The following is a 14,507-nucleotide window of genomic DNA, read 5'->3' on the forward strand; positions in this document are numbered from 1 at the left end:
CCGGCGGAAGTGGTTCCCAGATCCACAAGCGACCGCTTAGTATGCCCGCGGAGCGTGGTTCCTCGACGGCGGCTGGAGGCCCCGGATGCAGGCATGGCGAGTACATACCCCCGGCGAGCCCCGCGAGGCCATGCGCCTCGAAGAGGTTCCCGAACCGATTCCGGGCGAGGGCGAGGTGCGCCTCAGGGTGCTCGCCGCCAACGTCAACTTCCCCGACGCCCTGCTCGTCCGCGGGCAGTACCAGATCACACCGCCGCTGCCCTTCACCCCGGGCGTGGAGATCTGCGGCGAGACCGAGGACGGGCGCCGCGTCATCGCCAACCCGAGCCTGCCCCACGGAGGCTTCGCCGAGTACGTCACCGCCCCGGTCCGCGCCCTGCTGCCCGCCCCGGAGACCCTCGACGACGCCGAGGCCGCCGCCCTGCACATCGGCTATCAGACCGGCTGGTTCGGCCTGCACCGCAGGGCCCGCCTCCAGGCGGGCGAGACCCTGCTCGTCCACGCCGCCGCCGGTGGCGTCGGCAGCGCCGCCGTACAACTCGGCAAGGCCGCCGGGGCCACCGTCATCGGCGTGGTCGGAGGCAAGGCCAAGGTCCGCACCGCCGAGGAACTCGGCTGTGACCTCGTGATCGACCGCACGGCCGAGGACCTCGTCTCCCGCGTCAAGGAGTTCACCGGCGGACGCGGCGCCGACGTCGTCTACGACCCGGTCGGCGGCGACGCCTACACCGCCTCCACCAAGTGCGTGGCCTTCGAGGGCAGGATCGTCGTCGTCGGCTTCGCGAGCGGAACGATCCCCACCCCCGCCCTCAACCACGCCCTGGTGAAGAACTACGCGGTCCTCGGCCTGCACTGGGGGCTCTACGCCGTCAAGGAACCCGCCTCCATCGTCGCCTGCCACACCGAACTCACCCGACTGGCCACCGAGGGCGCCATCGCCCCGCTCGTCAGCGAACGCGTCCCCCTCGCCGACGCCGCCGACGCCGTGCAGCGCCTCGCCGACGGCGCCACCACCGGCCGCATCGTCGTGCTGCCCGCCCTGGACGGAGGCACCTCCCGATGACCACCGCCGACGAACTGCGCGTACGCGTGGCCGAGCTGCTCGCCGCCCACCCGCCCGCCGACACCCCCCGGGGCGACTTCCTGCGCGCCCGCTTCGACGCCGGGCTGGCCTGGGTCCACTACCCCGAAGGCCTCGGAGGCCTCGGCGCGCCCCGCTCCCTCCAGGTGCTCGTCGACAGCGAACTCGAAGCCGCCGGAGCCCCCGACAACGACCCCCGTCGGATCGGCATCGGCCTCGGCATGGCCGCGCCCACGATCCTCGCGTACGGCACCGAGGAGCAGAAGCGCCGCTTCCTGCGCCCCCTGTGGGTGGGCGAGGAGGTCTGGTGCCAACTCTTCAGCGAACCCGGCGCCGGCTCCGACCTCGCCGCGCTCGGGACCCGGGCCGTCCTCGACGAGGCCGCCGGCGAGTGGGTGGTCGACGGCCAGAAGGTGTGGACCTCCAGCGCCCACACCGCCCGCTGGGCCATCCTGATCGCCCGCACCGACCCCGACCTGCCCAAACATCAGGGCATCACCTACTTCCTCTGCGACATGCACGCCCCGGGCGTCGAGGTCCGCCCCCTGCGCCAGATCACCGGCGAGGCCGAGTTCAACGAGGTGTTCCTGACCGGCGTCCGCATCCCCGACGGCCACCGCCTCGGAGCCGTCGGTCAGGGGTGGGCCGTCGCCCGCACCACCCTCATGAACGAACGCGTCTCCATCGGCGGCATGCGGATCCCGCGCGAGGGCGGCATGATCGCCCCGGTCGCCGCCACCTGGCGCGAACGCCCCGACCTGCGCACCCACGACCTCCACCAGCGGCTCCTGGAGCTGTGGGTCGAGGCCGAGGTGGCCCGCCTCACCGGCGAGCGACTACGCCAACAACTCGTCGCCGGCCAACCCGGCCCCGAGGGCAGCGGCATGAAGCTCACCTTCGCCCGCCTCAACCAGGAGATCAGCGCCCTGGAAGTGGAACTCCTCGGCGAGGAAGGCCTGTTGTACGAGGACTGGACCATGCGCCGGCCCGAGATCGTCGACTTCACCGGCCGCGACGCCGGATACCGCTACCTGCGCGCCAAGGGCAACAGCATCGAGGGCGGCACCAGCGAAATCCTCCTCAACATCGTCGCCGAACGCGTCCTCGGCCTGCCCGCCGAACCGCGCGACGACAAGGACCTCGCCTGGAAGGACCTGGCCCGATGACCAGCCCGCGCGCCCCCTTCGACCTGCTCTACTCCGAGACCGAGGAAGAACTGAGGTCCGCCGTACGCTCCCTGCTCGCCGACCGCTGCGCCCCCGCGAGCGTCCTCGCGCGCGTCGAGACGGACCACCCCCACGACCCGCGGACCTGGCAGACCCTCGCCGCCGGCATCGGCGCGGCCGGACTGCTGGTCCCGGAGAAGCTCGGCGGCCAGGGCGCGAGCCACCGCGAGGCGGCCGTGGTCCTGGAGGAACTCGGCCGGGCCGTCGCCCCCGTCCCCTACCTGACCGCCGGGGTCCTCGCCGCGGAGATCCTGCTCGGCTGCGACCCCTCCTCGGACGCGGTGTCCGCCCTGCTGCGCCAGGTGGCCTCCGGCGAGCGGCTCTGCGTCCCCGCCGTGCCGCTGACCCTGGCCCCCGGGGCGCCCCTGCCCACCGGCGTGCGTGACACCGGAGCGGGGACCCTGACCGGCTCCGTCACCTCCGTCGCCGACGCGGCCGCCGCCGACGTGCTGCTCGTCCTCGCCGACACCGGGCTGTACGCCGTCCCCGCCGCCGAGGTCGCGCTGACCCCGCTGGTCCCGCTCGACCTGACCCGCCCACTCGCCGGCGTCACCCTCGACGGGGCCGCGGGCACCCGCCTGGCCGATGCCGCCACCGCGCGGGCCGCCGTCGCGGGAGCCCTGCTCAGCGGCGCCGGACTGCTGGCCTCCGAGCAACTCGGCCTCGCGGAGTGGTGCCTGACGGAGACCGTCGCCCATGTGCGCGGCCGGCACCAGTTCAACCGCCCCATCGGGTCCTTCCAGGCCCTCAAGCACCGGCTCGCCCGGCTCTGGCTCGACGTGGCCTCCGCCCGCGCGGCGGCCCGAGCCGCCGCCGACGCCCTCGCCACCGGCGCCCCGGACGCGCCGCTGACCGTGGCCGTCGCCCAGGCGTACTGCTCGGGCGTCGCCGTCCGGGCGGCCGAGGAGTGCGTACAACTGCACGGCGGCATCGGCATGACCTGGGAGCACCCCGCGCACCTCTACCTCAAGCGCGCCAAGGCGGACTCACTGGCCCTGGGCACGGCGGGCCACCACCGCGGCCTGGTCGCGGAGTTCGCGGAACTCCCGGCCCCCGGCACCCGCCCCGGGACGGCGGTCGCCGGCCCGACCCCGTGAGGTGATCCCCGTCCTCTCGGCATGATCGGAGCCGTCTCCCCGCCCACCCCCGTCTCCCCGGCCGCGTACCGCGACGAGCCCACCGTTCCGCTCGTCGCGGTCGTCGCCGGGGGATCCGGGGTGACCTCGCCCCTCGCGCCGCGTTAGTCCCCGTAGCCCCGGGACCACCGAGCGAGGGAGACCGTATGTACGCCGCACCGCCCGCACCACTCACCCGGCGCGCGCTCCTGCGTTCGGCCTTCACGGCGGCCGTGCTCGCCGGCACCGCCGCGGCCCTGGCCCCCGTACTGCGCGCCCGGCGTCCCCGGCAGACGGTGACCCCGGCCCCGCTCGCGGAGGAGACCTACCGGGGGCGGCACATCGCCGTGGACCTCGCCGGCGTCCGCATCGACGGGCGCCCGCTGCACGTCATGCGCCGCGCTGACGGCAGCTACCTCAGCGGCGTCAACCACTTCCAGTCGTACGGGACCCCCATGGAACTGGCCCGCGCGGCCGTCGACGAACTGGGCACCAATCAACTGGCGATGGCCGCCCCCCACCACGGCTGACGGCAGGAGCACCGCGTTGTACACCCGGCAGAACCAGAAGAACCTGACCAGCGCCCAGAAGAAGCGGTTCACGGCGGCCGTGCTGGAGCTCAAGCGCGACGGCACCTACGACCGGTTCGTGCGGACCCACGACAAGTACTTCGTGCCCGACCGGGACCGAAAGCTCCGCGTCGGTCACATGTCCCCGTCGTTCTTCCCCTGGCACCGCCGCTACCTCCTCGAATTCGAGCGGCAGTTGCGGGCCGTCGACCCGGGCGTGTCCGTCCCGTACTGGGACTGGACCACCGACACCAGCCCCGTGTCCTCCCTCTGGGCCGACGACTTCCTCGGCGGTACCGGGCGCGAGGGCGACCGGCAGGTGATGACCGGCCCCTTCGCCCACGGCAAGGGGAACTGGACGGTCAGCGTCGGCATCACCGAAGCCGCCTACCTCACCCGCAACCTCGGGCGCCCACAGAACCCGATCGCCCTGCCCACCCCCGCCGAACTGCGGTGGGCGATCGACGACCCCACCTACGACACCTCGCCCTGGGACTCCACGGCGAGCGCGGGCGGCTTCCGCAACAAGCTGGAGGGCTGGGCCGCCCCGAAGAGCGAACGCTGGCGCAACCACAACAAGGTCCACCAGTGGATCGGCGGCCACATGACCGGCGGCACGGCGCCCAACGACCCGGCGTTCTGGCTCCACCACGCCTTCGTGGACCTCGTCTGGGACCGCTGGCAGCAGCGGCACCCGAACTCCGGCTACCTGCCCGCCGCCCCGCTCGCCCTGGGCGACCTCCAACGCGGCCGGGTGATCGCCCTCGACGAGCCGATGCCCCCGTGGGACGTCACCCCGCGCGAGATGCTCGGCCACCAGGGCCTGTACCGCTACGAATGACCCGCCCGGCGCCTCCGGATTCCCTCGGCCCCCGGACCCCTCGGCCCCCGGGCCCGCCGGACCCCATCGGCCCACGGGGAAGGGCCCCCGCCACACGGCGGGGGCCCTTCGTCACTCGGCCGTCAGGACGGGCGATCAGCCGCCGTAGCCGTCGGTGTGGTGCTGCGTGGTGGTGGCGCCGCCACCCGACTGGTTGATGCAGGTGTTGCCGAACGCCGGGTTCAGCAGACCGACCACGTTGATCGTGTTGCCGCAGACGTTCACGGGGACGTGCACCGGGACCTGGACCAGGTTGCCCGACAGGACACCGGGGGAGCCGACAGCCGCACCCTGCGCTCCGGCATCGGCGACCGCCAGACCCGCACCGGCAGCGATGGTGCCACCGGCGACAACGGTGATGGCGAATGCCTTCGCGATACGCGACATCAAGATCTCCTCGTGGGAAATGGGGGTGCCACGCAATCCGTGGCCTTTGACATGGCGTACAACGCGGAGAGGGCCGCGGGGTCACGGGCGTGGCACCCACCCGGTGGCGGAACATCGCACGGACACACCCGTGGGTGCCGTTCGCGGCCGGGGCGAACCGACTCGACCTCGCCCCGGTCCGCACGCCCGCGCAGCCGCCCGCGCACTCCCCGCGCGCGCACCCGTTCGGCCGGCCGGTGGAGCCGGGCCGCGCCGGCCGGGTCACGCCTTGTCACCCGTCGCGAGGCTGTGCGACCGTGCCCCGGAGGACGCGTTCAGGTGGCCGGCGCACGTCACCCCAGGAGGACACGATGAGCTCAGCGGGCGGCGCCCGACCCCGGGTCGCGATCGGGAGCGGTGTGATCGAAGGTCGCGTGGAGGGGGAGGGGATCGCCGTCTTCCGGGGCATCCCGTACGCCGCGCCGCCGGTGGGATCCCTGCGCTTCGCGGCGCCCGCGCCTGCGGCCGGCTGGGCCGGCGTCCGCGACGCGGGCGCGTACGGACCCACCGCGCCGAAGGTCCCGTACCCGGACCGGTTCGCGGCCCTGCTCCCCGACCCGGACGTCCCCGGCGACGACTGCCTGAACCTCAACGTGTGGACGCCCGAGCCGGCGGTCGGGGCCCGGCTGCCGGTGATGGTGTGGATCCACGGCGGCGCCCTCACCCGGGGATCCACCGCGGTACCCGTCTACGACGGCGCGGCCTTCGCCCGGGACGGCGTCGTGCTCGTCTCGGTCAACTACCGGCTCGGTGTCCTCGGGTACGGGCTCTTCCCCGACGCCCCCGCCAACCGCGGCCTGCTCGACCAGATCGCCGCCCTCACCTGGGTCCGGGACAACATCGAGGCCTTCGGCGGGGACCCCGACCGGGTCACGGTGTTCGGCGAGTCCGCCGGGGCGATCAGCATCGGAGCCCTGCTCGCCGCGCCCCGGGCGGCGGGGCTGTTCGCCCGGGCCGTCCTGCAGAGCGGCGCACCCGAGGTGATGCCCCGTGACCGGGTCCGCCCGATGGTCCGCAGAATGGCCTCGCTGCTCAAGGTGCCCGCCACCGCCCGGGCCTTCACCGACGTCGCCCTGCCCGACCTGCTCACCGCCCAGGAGGCGGTGTCGCGCCGTTCGAGCCCGGTCACCGGCGGTCCCGCCTTCGGGCTCGTCGCCGACCCGGACACACTCCCCGAGGACCCCCTCGCCGCCGTCGCCCCCGACGTGCCGCTGCTGCTGGGCTGGACCGCCGAGGAACACCGGCTCTGGCTGGCGCCCACCGGGGCCATGCGGGCCCTGGACCGGATGGGCCCGCTCGCCGTGGAGCTGGCGCGCGTCCGCGCCGGCAAGAGCCGGGGCGCGGTGCGGGCGCTGCGCGCGGAACGCCCCGACGCCGGCCCCGCCGACCTCGCGGGGCACCTGCTCACGGACCGGCTCCTGCGGGACCCGCTGCGGCGCCTCGCCGGATCCCGCCGGACGGCTCCGAGCCACCTCTACGAGTTCCGGTGGGCCAGCGGCGTTCCCGGGCTCGGCGCCTGCCACGCCCTGGAGCTGGGCTTCGTGTTCGACACCCTCCACAAGCCGGAGTCCTCCTGGCTGGCCGGGCCCGACGCGCCCCAGGCCCTCGCGGACGAGATGCACGCGGCCTGGGTCCGTTTCGCCGTCTCGGGAGATCCGGGCTGGGCGCCGTGGGACGGCGACGGCCCGCCGAAGGTGTTCGGCGGGCCGGAGCGCGAGGAGCGGGCGTCGGAGCGGGCCCTGGGCGTCGCTCCGTAGGACGGTCGTTACTCGACCGGTCCCTCCATCACCTTGCTGATGAACTGGATCGGGCCCTCGCCCATGTTCGGGACGTACGTCTTGGCGTTGTGCTGACCGTTGGGGATGACCCTCAGGCTGGTGTGGATGGGCCCCTTGCCGTAGGTGGCGATGAACTTCTTCACGTCCGGCAGGGTCTTCTTGTTGTTCTCGTTGTCGCCGACCTGGAACGCCAGGTAGACGTCCGGGCCCTTCTTCTCCATGAGCTGCTTGGCGAGCAGCTCCGGGTTGTTCTCCGCCTTCTCCTTCTCGTGGCCCCTCCACAGCGAGGAGTCGGGAACGATGTCCGGTCCGGAGCAGATCGCGGCCTTGAACTTCTCCGGGTACTTCAGCACGGCCTTGAGGCTGGCGAAGCCGCCGGTGGAGGAGCCCATGTAGGCCCAGCCGTCCCTCGACTTGACGGTGCGGAAGTTCTGCCGCATCAGGTCCGGGACGTCATCGGTGAGCCAGGTGCCCATCTTGGGCTGGGCGGGGATGTCCGAGCCGTCCCAGTAGATGCCCTTGTCGTCGGGGCCCGGGTTCAGCACGGGCATGGCGAGGATGAAGGGCTTGCTCTTCCCCTCGCTGTACCACTTGCCGATGCTCTTCTGGAGGCCGAGGTCGGTGCCCATCCAGTAGTTGGTCGGGTAGCCGGCGCCACCGGGCAGGGCGATCATGACGGGGAAGCCGCTCTTGGCGAACTTGGGGTCGTTGTACTCCTTCGGAGCCCAGACCCACACCTTGCCCTTGAAGCCGGACTTCTTGCCGTCCAGCGTGGTGACGGCCACGTGAGTGCCGTCGTCCAGCGTCATGGAGTTCTTGAACTGCGCCTTCGGGCCCGTGGGCATCGACATCTTCGAGGACGCCGGCGGCTTGGCGGCTTCCTCGTTCTTGCCGTCGGGAGCACCACCGAAGGAGACGTCCTTGCCCTTGTCGCTGAAGGGCGGTATCTCGAAGTGGCTCATCACGAGCGCCGCGACGCCACCGAGCGCGAGGACCGTGGTCCCCGCGATCAACCAGCGCTTGACCTTGGACTTGCGCCGGGGCGGCTCGTCGTACGGGGGTTCGTCGTACTGCTGCCCGTACTGCGGATCGGGACCGCCGTACGGAGGCTGCTGGGCGCCGTACCGGCCGTCGTACGGGGCGCCGCCCTGGTCCCCGTACGGACCGGCCTGCTGCCCGTACGGGCCGCCGCCCTGACCGCCCTGTCCACCCTGGCCGCCGTAGGGGCCGCCCCGCCCGCCCTGAGGCCGGCCCTGGGCGTCGTACTGCGGCTGCCCGTACGGCTGTCCGTACTGCGGCTGCCGGTCGGGACCGCCGCCCTGTTGCTGGCCGTGGGACGGCCGGGGCTGCTGCGACGGCTGCCCTTCAGGCCGATACGGCGGCTGGTACTGCGGCCCGTCGGGTGCGTACGACATGTGCGGTGGCTCTCCGGCTGCTGCTGCCCCGTCGGGGCAAGTTCGACTTCTTCCGTTCGAATGATGAACGAAATGGCTCCAAGGTTCCTCATTTTAACTTCTCTTGATATTCCACAGAGACGGGCATTGCCCTTCCCCAGGAAGGCGCGCGGAGTTCCCGTTCTGTTCGCCGGCCATCCCTGGCCCATGCACATGCCGCTGGGTATGGTGCGTCCGCGCCGCCGCCACCCCCCCATGCCCGGAGGTATGCCCCGTGTTTGGCATGTCCCTTTCACGTACTCGCCGCAAGACCGCCCTGGCCTCCGCCTTCGGCGTGACCGTCGCGGGCGCCGCCGCATGGGCGGGCATCGCAGCCGCCCAGCCCGCGCACGCGGCCGCCCTCCCCGCCCCCGACCACGTCGTCGTCGTGGTCTTCGAGAACCACGCCTACAGCCAGGTCATCGGCAGCTCCAGCGCCCCCTACCTCAACTCGCTGAAGACAGGAGGCGCCAACCTCACCCAGTCCTACGGCATCACCCACCCCAGCCAACCGAACTACCTCCAGCTCTTCTCGGGCTCGAACCAGGGAGTCACCGGCGACAGCTGCTACACCCCCGGCTTCAGCTCCGCACCCAACCTGGCCTCCGAACTGATCGCCGCCGGCAAGAGCTGGGCCAGCTACAACGAGACCCTCCCCAGCCAGGGCTCCACCACCTGCAGCAGCGGCGACTACGCCCGCAAGCACAACCCCTGGTTCGCGTTCTCCAACGTGCCGACCGCCACCGCCAAGACCATGACCCGGTTCCCGACGGACTTCACCACCCTGCCCAAGGTGTCCTTCGTCGTCCCGAACCTCTGCAACGACATGCACGACTGCTCCGTCGGCACCGGCGACACCTGGCTCAAGAACAAGCTCAAGCCGTACGCGGACTGGGCCAAGACCCACAACAGCCTCCTCGTCGTCACCTTCGACGAGGACAACAGGCTCGCCGGCAACAAGATCCCGACCGTGCTCTACGGCCAACCCGTCACCCCGGGCAGCACCTCCGCCACCACCTACAACCACTACGACGTGCTGCGCACCCTGGAGGGCCTGGCCGGGCTGACCACACACGCCGGGAACGCCGCCGGCGCCCAGGACATCACCGGGATCTGGGCCTCCTGACCATGTACGTCGCGGACAGTCGCGGAACCCCCGCGCCCGCCGTGCCCCCCGAGTCGCCGGCCGTCGCCCCGGGCACCCGCCCGGGGCGGCGCGCCGCGCTCGCCCCCACGGTCCTCGCCCTCGGCACGGTCAGCCTGATCACCGACGTCTCCTCCGAGATGGTCACGGCCGTGCTGCCGCTCTACCTCGTCGCCGGACTCGGCCTCTCCCCGCTCGGCTTCGGACTGCTCGACGGCCTCTACAACGGCGTCAGCGCCCTGGTCCGGCTCGTCGGGGGCCACCTCGGCGACCGCTTCGGCCGCCACAAGCTCCTCGCGGGGCTCGGCTACGGACTCTCCGCCCTCTGCAAACCGCTGCTGCCGCTCGCACACACCCTGCCCGCCATCGGGGCCGTGCTCGCGCTCGACCGCACCGGCAAGGGCCTGCGCACCGCCCCGCGCGACGCGTTGATCTCCCTCTCGGCGGCGCCCGGCGAACGCGGCCGGGCCTTCGGCGTCCACCGGGCCATGGACACCGCCGGCGCGTTGATCGGACCGATCCTCGCCTTCCTCGTCCTGCGCGGCGCCGCCGAGGGCTACGACGCCGTGTTCACCGTCAGCGCCTGCGTGGCCGCGCTCGGCGTACTCGTCCTGGTGCTCTTCGTCCCCGGCCGGCGCACCACCCCGACCCCGGCCGCCGAACCCGTCTCGCTGCGCGCCGCCCTCGGCCTGCTGCGCCGCCGCGACCTGCGCCGGATCGGCCTCTGCGCCGTGCTCCTCGGACTGTGCACGGTCAGCGACGCCTTCGTGTTCCTGCTGCTCCAGCGGGCCACCGGACTCGCGGACCGCTGGTTCGCGCTGCTGCCGCTCGGCACCGCCGCCGCGTTCTTCCTGCTGGCGCTGCCGCTCGGCCGGCTCGCCGACCGCATCGGCCGCCGGCGCGTCTTCCTCGGCGGCCACCTCGCGCTCCTCGCCGTGTACGGGCTCCTGCTGACCGGCGGCGGACACCCCGCCCTGCCCTACGCGGTGCTCCTGCTGCACGGCGGCTTCTACGCCGCGACCGACGGGGTGCTGATGGCGGCCGCCGCCGACGCGGTCCCCGAGGAACACCGAGGCGGCGGACTCGCCCTCGTCCAGACCGGACAGGCCCTGGCCCGGTTCGCCGCCTCGTTCGGCTTCGGCGCGGCCTGGACCGTCTGGGGCGCCCGCCCGGCTCTCCTCGTCGCGTCCGCCCTGCTGGCCGCGGTCGTCGTCGGCTGCGTCCGACCGCGGCCCTGGAACGGCTGACCCCCCACCCGAAAGGCCCCAGGCTTCCATGACCCTCCAGCGCCGGATCCTGATCCTCGTCTCCGCCGTCGTGCTCCTCGCCGCCGTGGGGGCGCTCGCCGTCGTACGGGCCTCCTCGCGCGCCGAGGAGAAGAACCGGACGCAGGCGAGCGGCCCCCCGGTCAGTCGGGGAGAGGTCTCGCTCGACCGGGGCCGCGGCGGGGCGCGGATCGTCTTTCGGAACATGGCCTGGGGCCCGCACCGCGACGAGCTCGCCACCGCCGCGGCCGGCGCACCCGACGGCCCCCGCACCGCGTCCGGCGTGAGCTGCCTGCGCTTCCACTCCGCGGCGGGCACCGGAATCTGCCTCCAGGCCGTCAAGGGCGGGGTCCAGGACACCTACAGGGCCGTCGTCCTCGATGCCGCACTCCACGAGGTGTCCGCCCGCCCGTTGGCGGGCATCCCCACCCGGGCGCGGGTCTCGCCCGGCGGCCGGCTCGCCGCCTGGACGGTCTTCGTCGGCGGTGACTCGTACGCCGGTACGAACTTCTCCACCCGGACCTCGCTGCTCGACCTGCGCACCGGCAGGTTCGACGCCTCGCTGGAGGACTTCGCCATCCGCAAGGACGGGAAGACCTACCGCAACGCCGACGTCAACTTCTGGGGCGTCACCTTCGCCGCCGACGAACGGACCTTCTACGCGACGCTCGCGACGGGGGGACGGACCCACCTGGTCCGCGGGGACGCGGCCGAGCGCACCGTGACCACGCTCCGGGAGAACGTGGAGTGTCCGTCCCTGTCGCCCGACGGGACCCGGCTCGTGTTCAAGAAGCGGGTGCCCGGCCTGTCGGCCGACGCGCCCTGGCGGCTGTACGTCCTGGACCTCGCGTCGATGCGGGAGACCCCGCTCGCCGAGGACCGCAGCGTGGACGACCAGGTGGTGTGGAGGGACGGGCGGACCGTCGTCTACTCCCTGCCCGGGGACTTCGGGGCCGACCTGTACACATTGCCGGCCGACGGCACCGGAACCCCGGCCCGCCTCATGGCCTCGGCCCTCGCCCCGGCCTTCCTCGGCTGACTGGTCGAGGGGGCCGGGAACGAGGGCCGAGGGCGTGGAGCGGAGGCGAACGCGGGAGCGCTACGCCGGGATCAGCGTCTTGCGGCGTCGCTTGCGGGGCGCGCCGCCCGAGACCCTGAGCTCGATGATCGACCGCACGGCCGGCCACTCCTCGTCGAGGATCGAGTAGAAGGCCGTACTGCGCACCGCGCCGTCGAGCCCCCGTGAGTGGGCCCGACGGACCCCCTCGGAAGTGAATCCGAGACGTTCCATCGCCGCCCGCGAGCGGCCGTTGCGGGCGTCCGCGCGCAGGGAGACGCGGCGCACGCCCCAGGTCTCGAAGGCGTGGCGGAGCATGAGCAGCTTTGCCTCGGTGTTGATGCCGGTGCCCTGGGCGCCCGGCGACAGCCAGGTGTTGCCGATCTCGGCGGCGTCGGGGATCGCGGTCGCCGGGTCACCGAAGGGGACCCCGGGCACCGCGGGCCACACGAGCGGACCCTGCCAGTAGTCGAGTTCCAGGAACCGGGTCGAACCGACGACCCGCCCGTCCGTGGCTCTGACCACGGCGAACGGGAGGGATCGACCCGCCGCCTGATCGGCGAGGGCACGGTCGATGTACTCGTGGGACGCCTGCAACCCGTGCGGTACGGGAGTGAAGGCGTAAGTCGTACGATCCTCGGCCCCGGCCATGGCCAAGGCCTCGGTGTGGTGGGGGGCGAGGGGCTCAAGCCGCACGCTGCGGCCGGCGAGGAGTACGGGTACGGGCACGGAGCCTTCGGTCCTTCTGGGCGGTGGGGTGGTTGCACAGTCTGCGCTCCTGACGTCACCCCCCGCGCAAAACGCGAGTGAAAGGCAACGGGCTGTCAGGTGAACGCGAGTGGCTCAATGTAGCTCCTCGAAGTCCTCTCATGAACCCCCTGAATGGCAACGTCGCGGCCATGTTTTTCGATCACTTCCGTCCCCGGGGCGCGGAGCCCGCAATCCTGATCCACGGACAACCGTTCCACCGCTCGACACGGACCGCCCGCCCGGCCGCACCGGCCCCGACCCGAGGTCCCGACAGGGCTCCTGACCTGCGAAGACGCGAGGGAAGTCTGGCGCCCTCGGGGAAGACTCGGGAGGCCGGCTCCGCGGACGATCACGCCGCGCGCCCCGACACCTCAGGGCATCGAACAGGCGGTCGTCGGCGGAGTGTCCGCGGGCGGGCGGATCGCGAGGGCGCGCCGTTGCGCCACCCGGGTCGCACGCGGGCCCGATCACGCCCTCCGTCGCTCTCGGACCCACCCCTCGGCGAGGTGAGTGGTCGCCGGGCGAGCGCGTCCGCGCGAAGGGGAGCGGGACCGCCCGGGCCGCCGTAACGTCGTGGGGGCAACCGCTGTCGGAGATCGGGAGGACCCCATGCTGCGAGGTCTCGCCACGCTCAGTTTCTGGGCGCACGACCTGGACGCCGCGAAGCACTGGTACACCGAGCTGCTGGGGATCGAGCCGTACTTCGAGCGCCCCGGATACGTGGAGTTCCGGATCGGTGACCGGCAGGACGAACTGGGGATCATCGACGCCCGGTACGCCCCGCCCGGCGCCGTCATCGGGACCCCCTCCGGGGTCGTCGCGTACTGGCACGTGGACGATCTGCCGGCGGCCCGCCGCAGGCTCCTGGAACTGGGGGCCAAGGAGTACCAGCCGATCACGGAGTGGGGCGAGGCCGGCTTCGCGACCGCCTCGGTGATCGATCCCTTCGGCAATGTGCTCGGCGTCATGTACAACCCGCACTACGTGGAGATCACGGAGGGCTCGGAGCCCGCCTGAGGCCTCGTGCGGAGGGCGGCGCGCCGCCTGGGATCATCGGGGCATGGACGACGTACTGCGGCGGTTGACCTCCGTCGGGCCCTTCTTCACCGTGCCGTACGGGAAGGAGCCGCTCGGCCCCGGTTTCCGGCCGCTCGACGCGTTGTACACCGACCACCTCGACCCGTACGTGGCCGAGGTGGGGCGACGCGTCCGCAGCGGGCCCGGCCGGGTGGCGGCCTCCACGGCGCAGTTCGGGATCGCCTCCCGGCTCTGGTCGCTCGGCCTCGGCTGCGCCGCCCTGGCCGGTCGGGTGCCGGACCTGGCGCCCGACCGTGTGTGGTGGCGGCTGCCCGAGGCCGGCTCGCTGGAACTGTGGCTGCCCGGCCCCGGCGAGGGCGCACTGCCCGCCGAGGCGCTCGGCGACACCGTGCTCGGGAACCTGGCGGCACTGGACGCCCCGCTGCGGGCCCGGTTCGGGGTGTCCGCCAAGGTGCTCCGGGGCAACACCGCCTCCGGGCTGGTCGGGGCGCTGAGGGTATTGCTCGACCGGGTGCCCGGCGGCCCGGCCGTGGCCCTGGTCGACGAGCTGTTGTCCGAGGACGGGGCGCTCGGCGGGACGGGCACCTTCGTGTACGAGGAGGGGCTCGGGGCGGCCTTCCTGCGCCGCAGTTGCTGCCTCTACTACAAGGTGCCGGGCGGCGGCCTCTGCGGGGACTGCGTGCTGCGCTCGCGGGGCCCGAAACGGACCGGGGCCACCGGGGAGTAGACGTACCGCTCCCCGATG

Annotated in this window: 15 protein-coding genes; 12 read left to right on the forward strand and 3 right to left on the reverse strand. The window is 72.9% G+C overall.

What is annotated here, in order from left to right; genetic code table 11:
* Positions 1-85 precede the first annotated feature (85 nt).
* From ACFYW3_RS04475 to ACFYW3_RS04500, 6 genes are read left to right on the forward strand one after another with little or no spacing between them, the layout of a single operon-like run.
* The gene (locus tag ACFYW3_RS04475) at positions 86-1,063 is read left to right on the forward strand and encodes an NADPH:quinone oxidoreductase family protein (protein ID WP_389385504.1); all 978 of its coding nucleotides are present in this window, start codon (positions 86-88) and stop codon (positions 1,061-1,063) included.
* Entirely contained in the window at positions 1,060-2,247 is a 1,188-nt protein-coding gene (locus ACFYW3_RS04480; protein WP_351761091.1) for an acyl-CoA dehydrogenase family protein, read from the forward strand. Before ACFYW3_RS04475 ends, ACFYW3_RS04480 begins: the two co-directional genes overlap by 4 nt.
* The gene (locus tag ACFYW3_RS04485; RefSeq protein WP_351761088.1) at positions 2,244-3,404 is read left to right on the forward strand and encodes an acyl-CoA dehydrogenase family protein; all 1,161 of its coding nucleotides are present in this window, start codon (positions 2,244-2,246) and stop codon (positions 3,402-3,404) included. Before ACFYW3_RS04480 ends, ACFYW3_RS04485 begins: the two co-directional genes overlap by 4 nt.
* Before the next feature lie 21 nt (positions 3,405-3,425).
* Positions 3,426-3,551, forward strand: a complete 126-nt coding sequence (locus tag ACFYW3_RS04490; protein ID WP_389385505.1) for a hypothetical protein — start codon at positions 3,426-3,428, stop codon at positions 3,549-3,551.
* Positions 3,552-3,589: 38 nt separating this feature from the next.
* Positions 3,590-3,952, forward strand: a complete 363-nt coding sequence (locus ACFYW3_RS04495; RefSeq protein WP_329440624.1) for a tyrosinase family oxidase copper chaperone — start codon at positions 3,590-3,592, stop codon at positions 3,950-3,952.
* A gap of 16 nt (positions 3,953-3,968) precedes the next feature.
* Positions 3,969-4,832 carry a tyrosinase family protein gene (locus ACFYW3_RS04500; RefSeq protein ID WP_351761084.1) on the forward strand — a complete coding sequence of 288 codons (864 nt, stop codon included), beginning with the start codon at positions 3,969-3,971 and terminating at the stop codon, positions 4,830-4,832.
* Between the two features lie 135 nt (positions 4,833-4,967).
* On the opposite strand, the gene ACFYW3_RS04505 is transcribed toward ACFYW3_RS04500, so the two are convergent.
* Positions 4,968-5,258, reverse strand: a complete 291-nt coding sequence (locus tag ACFYW3_RS04505) for a chaplin (protein WP_351761082.1) — start codon at positions 5,256-5,258, stop codon at positions 4,968-4,970.
* Positions 5,259-5,608: 350 nt separating this feature from the next.
* Between ACFYW3_RS04505 and ACFYW3_RS04510 the strand changes: the two genes are divergently transcribed.
* Positions 5,609-7,054, forward strand: a complete 1,446-nt coding sequence (locus ACFYW3_RS04510) for a carboxylesterase family protein (RefSeq protein WP_351761080.1) — start codon at positions 5,609-5,611, stop codon at positions 7,052-7,054.
* 8 nt (positions 7,055-7,062) lie between these two features.
* On the opposite strand, the gene ACFYW3_RS04515 is transcribed toward ACFYW3_RS04510, so the two are convergent.
* Positions 7,063-8,490, reverse strand: a complete 1,428-nt coding sequence (locus ACFYW3_RS04515) for an alpha/beta hydrolase-fold protein (protein WP_389385506.1) — start codon at positions 8,488-8,490, stop codon at positions 7,063-7,065.
* Between the two features lie 262 nt (positions 8,491-8,752).
* On the opposite strand from ACFYW3_RS04515, the gene ACFYW3_RS04520 reads away from it, so the two are divergent.
* Genes ACFYW3_RS04520 through ACFYW3_RS04530 form a run of 3 tightly spaced genes read left to right on the forward strand, consistent with a single transcriptional unit; the run spans position 8,753 to position 11,956 of the window.
* On the forward strand, positions 8,753-9,634 hold the full coding sequence (locus ACFYW3_RS04520) for an alkaline phosphatase family protein (protein ID WP_389385507.1): 882 nt from the start codon (positions 8,753-8,755) through the stop codon (positions 9,632-9,634).
* A 2-nt stretch (positions 9,635-9,636) separates the two neighbouring features.
* Positions 9,637-10,899 (forward strand): MFS transporter, encoded by a 1,263-nt coding sequence (locus tag ACFYW3_RS04525; protein WP_389385508.1) that lies wholly within the window; start codon positions 9,637-9,639, stop codon positions 10,897-10,899.
* Between the two features lie 28 nt (positions 10,900-10,927).
* Complete coding sequence (locus ACFYW3_RS04530; RefSeq protein ID WP_351761071.1) at positions 10,928-11,956, forward strand: TolB-like translocation protein; 1,029 nt, start codon at positions 10,928-10,930, stop codon at positions 11,954-11,956.
* Between the two features lie 60 nt (positions 11,957-12,016).
* Here the strand turns inward: ACFYW3_RS04530 and ACFYW3_RS04535 are convergent, their stop codons facing one another.
* Entirely contained in the window at positions 12,017-12,703 is a 687-nt protein-coding gene (locus ACFYW3_RS04535; protein WP_351761069.1) for a GNAT family protein, read from the reverse strand.
* 630 nt (positions 12,704-13,333) lie between these two features.
* Between ACFYW3_RS04535 and ACFYW3_RS04540 the strand changes: the two genes are divergently transcribed.
* The gene (locus tag ACFYW3_RS04540) at positions 13,334-13,741 is read left to right on the forward strand and encodes a VOC family protein (RefSeq protein WP_351761066.1); all 408 of its coding nucleotides are present in this window, start codon (positions 13,334-13,336) and stop codon (positions 13,739-13,741) included.
* A gap of 43 nt (positions 13,742-13,784) precedes the next feature.
* Positions 13,785-14,489, forward strand: coding sequence for a (2Fe-2S)-binding protein (locus tag ACFYW3_RS04545; protein WP_389385509.1), 705 nt, complete (start codon positions 13,785-13,787; stop codon positions 14,487-14,489).
* Positions 14,490-14,507: the final 18 nt, after the last annotated feature.

The organism is Streptomyces sp. NPDC002602 (assembly GCF_042889445.1).
Taxonomy (GTDB): domain Bacteria; phylum Actinomycetota; class Actinomycetes; order Streptomycetales; family Streptomycetaceae; genus Streptomyces.

Excerpts from the sequence above, each read along its gene's own strand:
- ACFYW3_RS04475 (WP_389385504.1), top strand. The coding sequence starts at position 86 with ATGCAGGCATGGCGAGTACATACCCCCGGCGAGCCCCGCGAGGCCATG.
- ACFYW3_RS04480 (WP_351761091.1), top strand. The coding sequence starts at position 1,060 with ATGACCACCGCCGACGAACTGCGCGTACGCGTGGCCGAGCTGCTCGCC.
- ACFYW3_RS04485 (WP_351761088.1), top strand. The coding sequence starts at position 2,244 with ATGACCAGCCCGCGCGCCCCCTTCGACCTGCTCTACTCCGAGACCGAG.
- ACFYW3_RS04490 (WP_389385505.1), top strand. The coding sequence starts at position 3,426 with ATGATCGGAGCCGTCTCCCCGCCCACCCCCGTCTCCCCGGCCGCGTAC.
- ACFYW3_RS04495 (WP_329440624.1), top strand. The coding sequence starts at position 3,590 with ATGTACGCCGCACCGCCCGCACCACTCACCCGGCGCGCGCTCCTGCGT.
- ACFYW3_RS04505 (WP_351761082.1), bottom strand. The coding sequence starts at position 5,258 with ATGTCGCGTATCGCGAAGGCATTCGCCATCACCGTTGTCGCCGGTGGC.
- ACFYW3_RS04510 (WP_351761080.1), top strand. The coding sequence starts at position 5,609 with ATGAGCTCAGCGGGCGGCGCCCGACCCCGGGTCGCGATCGGGAGCGGT.
- ACFYW3_RS04515 (WP_389385506.1), bottom strand. The coding sequence starts at position 8,490 with ATGTCGTACGCACCCGACGGGCCGCAGTACCAGCCGCCGTATCGGCCT.
- ACFYW3_RS04520 (WP_389385507.1), top strand. The coding sequence starts at position 8,753 with ATGTCCCTTTCACGTACTCGCCGCAAGACCGCCCTGGCCTCCGCCTTC.
- ACFYW3_RS04525 (WP_389385508.1), top strand. The coding sequence starts at position 9,637 with ATGTACGTCGCGGACAGTCGCGGAACCCCCGCGCCCGCCGTGCCCCCC.
- ACFYW3_RS04530 (WP_351761071.1), top strand. The coding sequence starts at position 10,928 with ATGACCCTCCAGCGCCGGATCCTGATCCTCGTCTCCGCCGTCGTGCTC.
- ACFYW3_RS04540 (WP_351761066.1), top strand. The coding sequence starts at position 13,334 with ATGCTGCGAGGTCTCGCCACGCTCAGTTTCTGGGCGCACGACCTGGAC.
- ACFYW3_RS04545 (WP_389385509.1), top strand. The coding sequence starts at position 13,785 with ATGGACGACGTACTGCGGCGGTTGACCTCCGTCGGGCCCTTCTTCACC.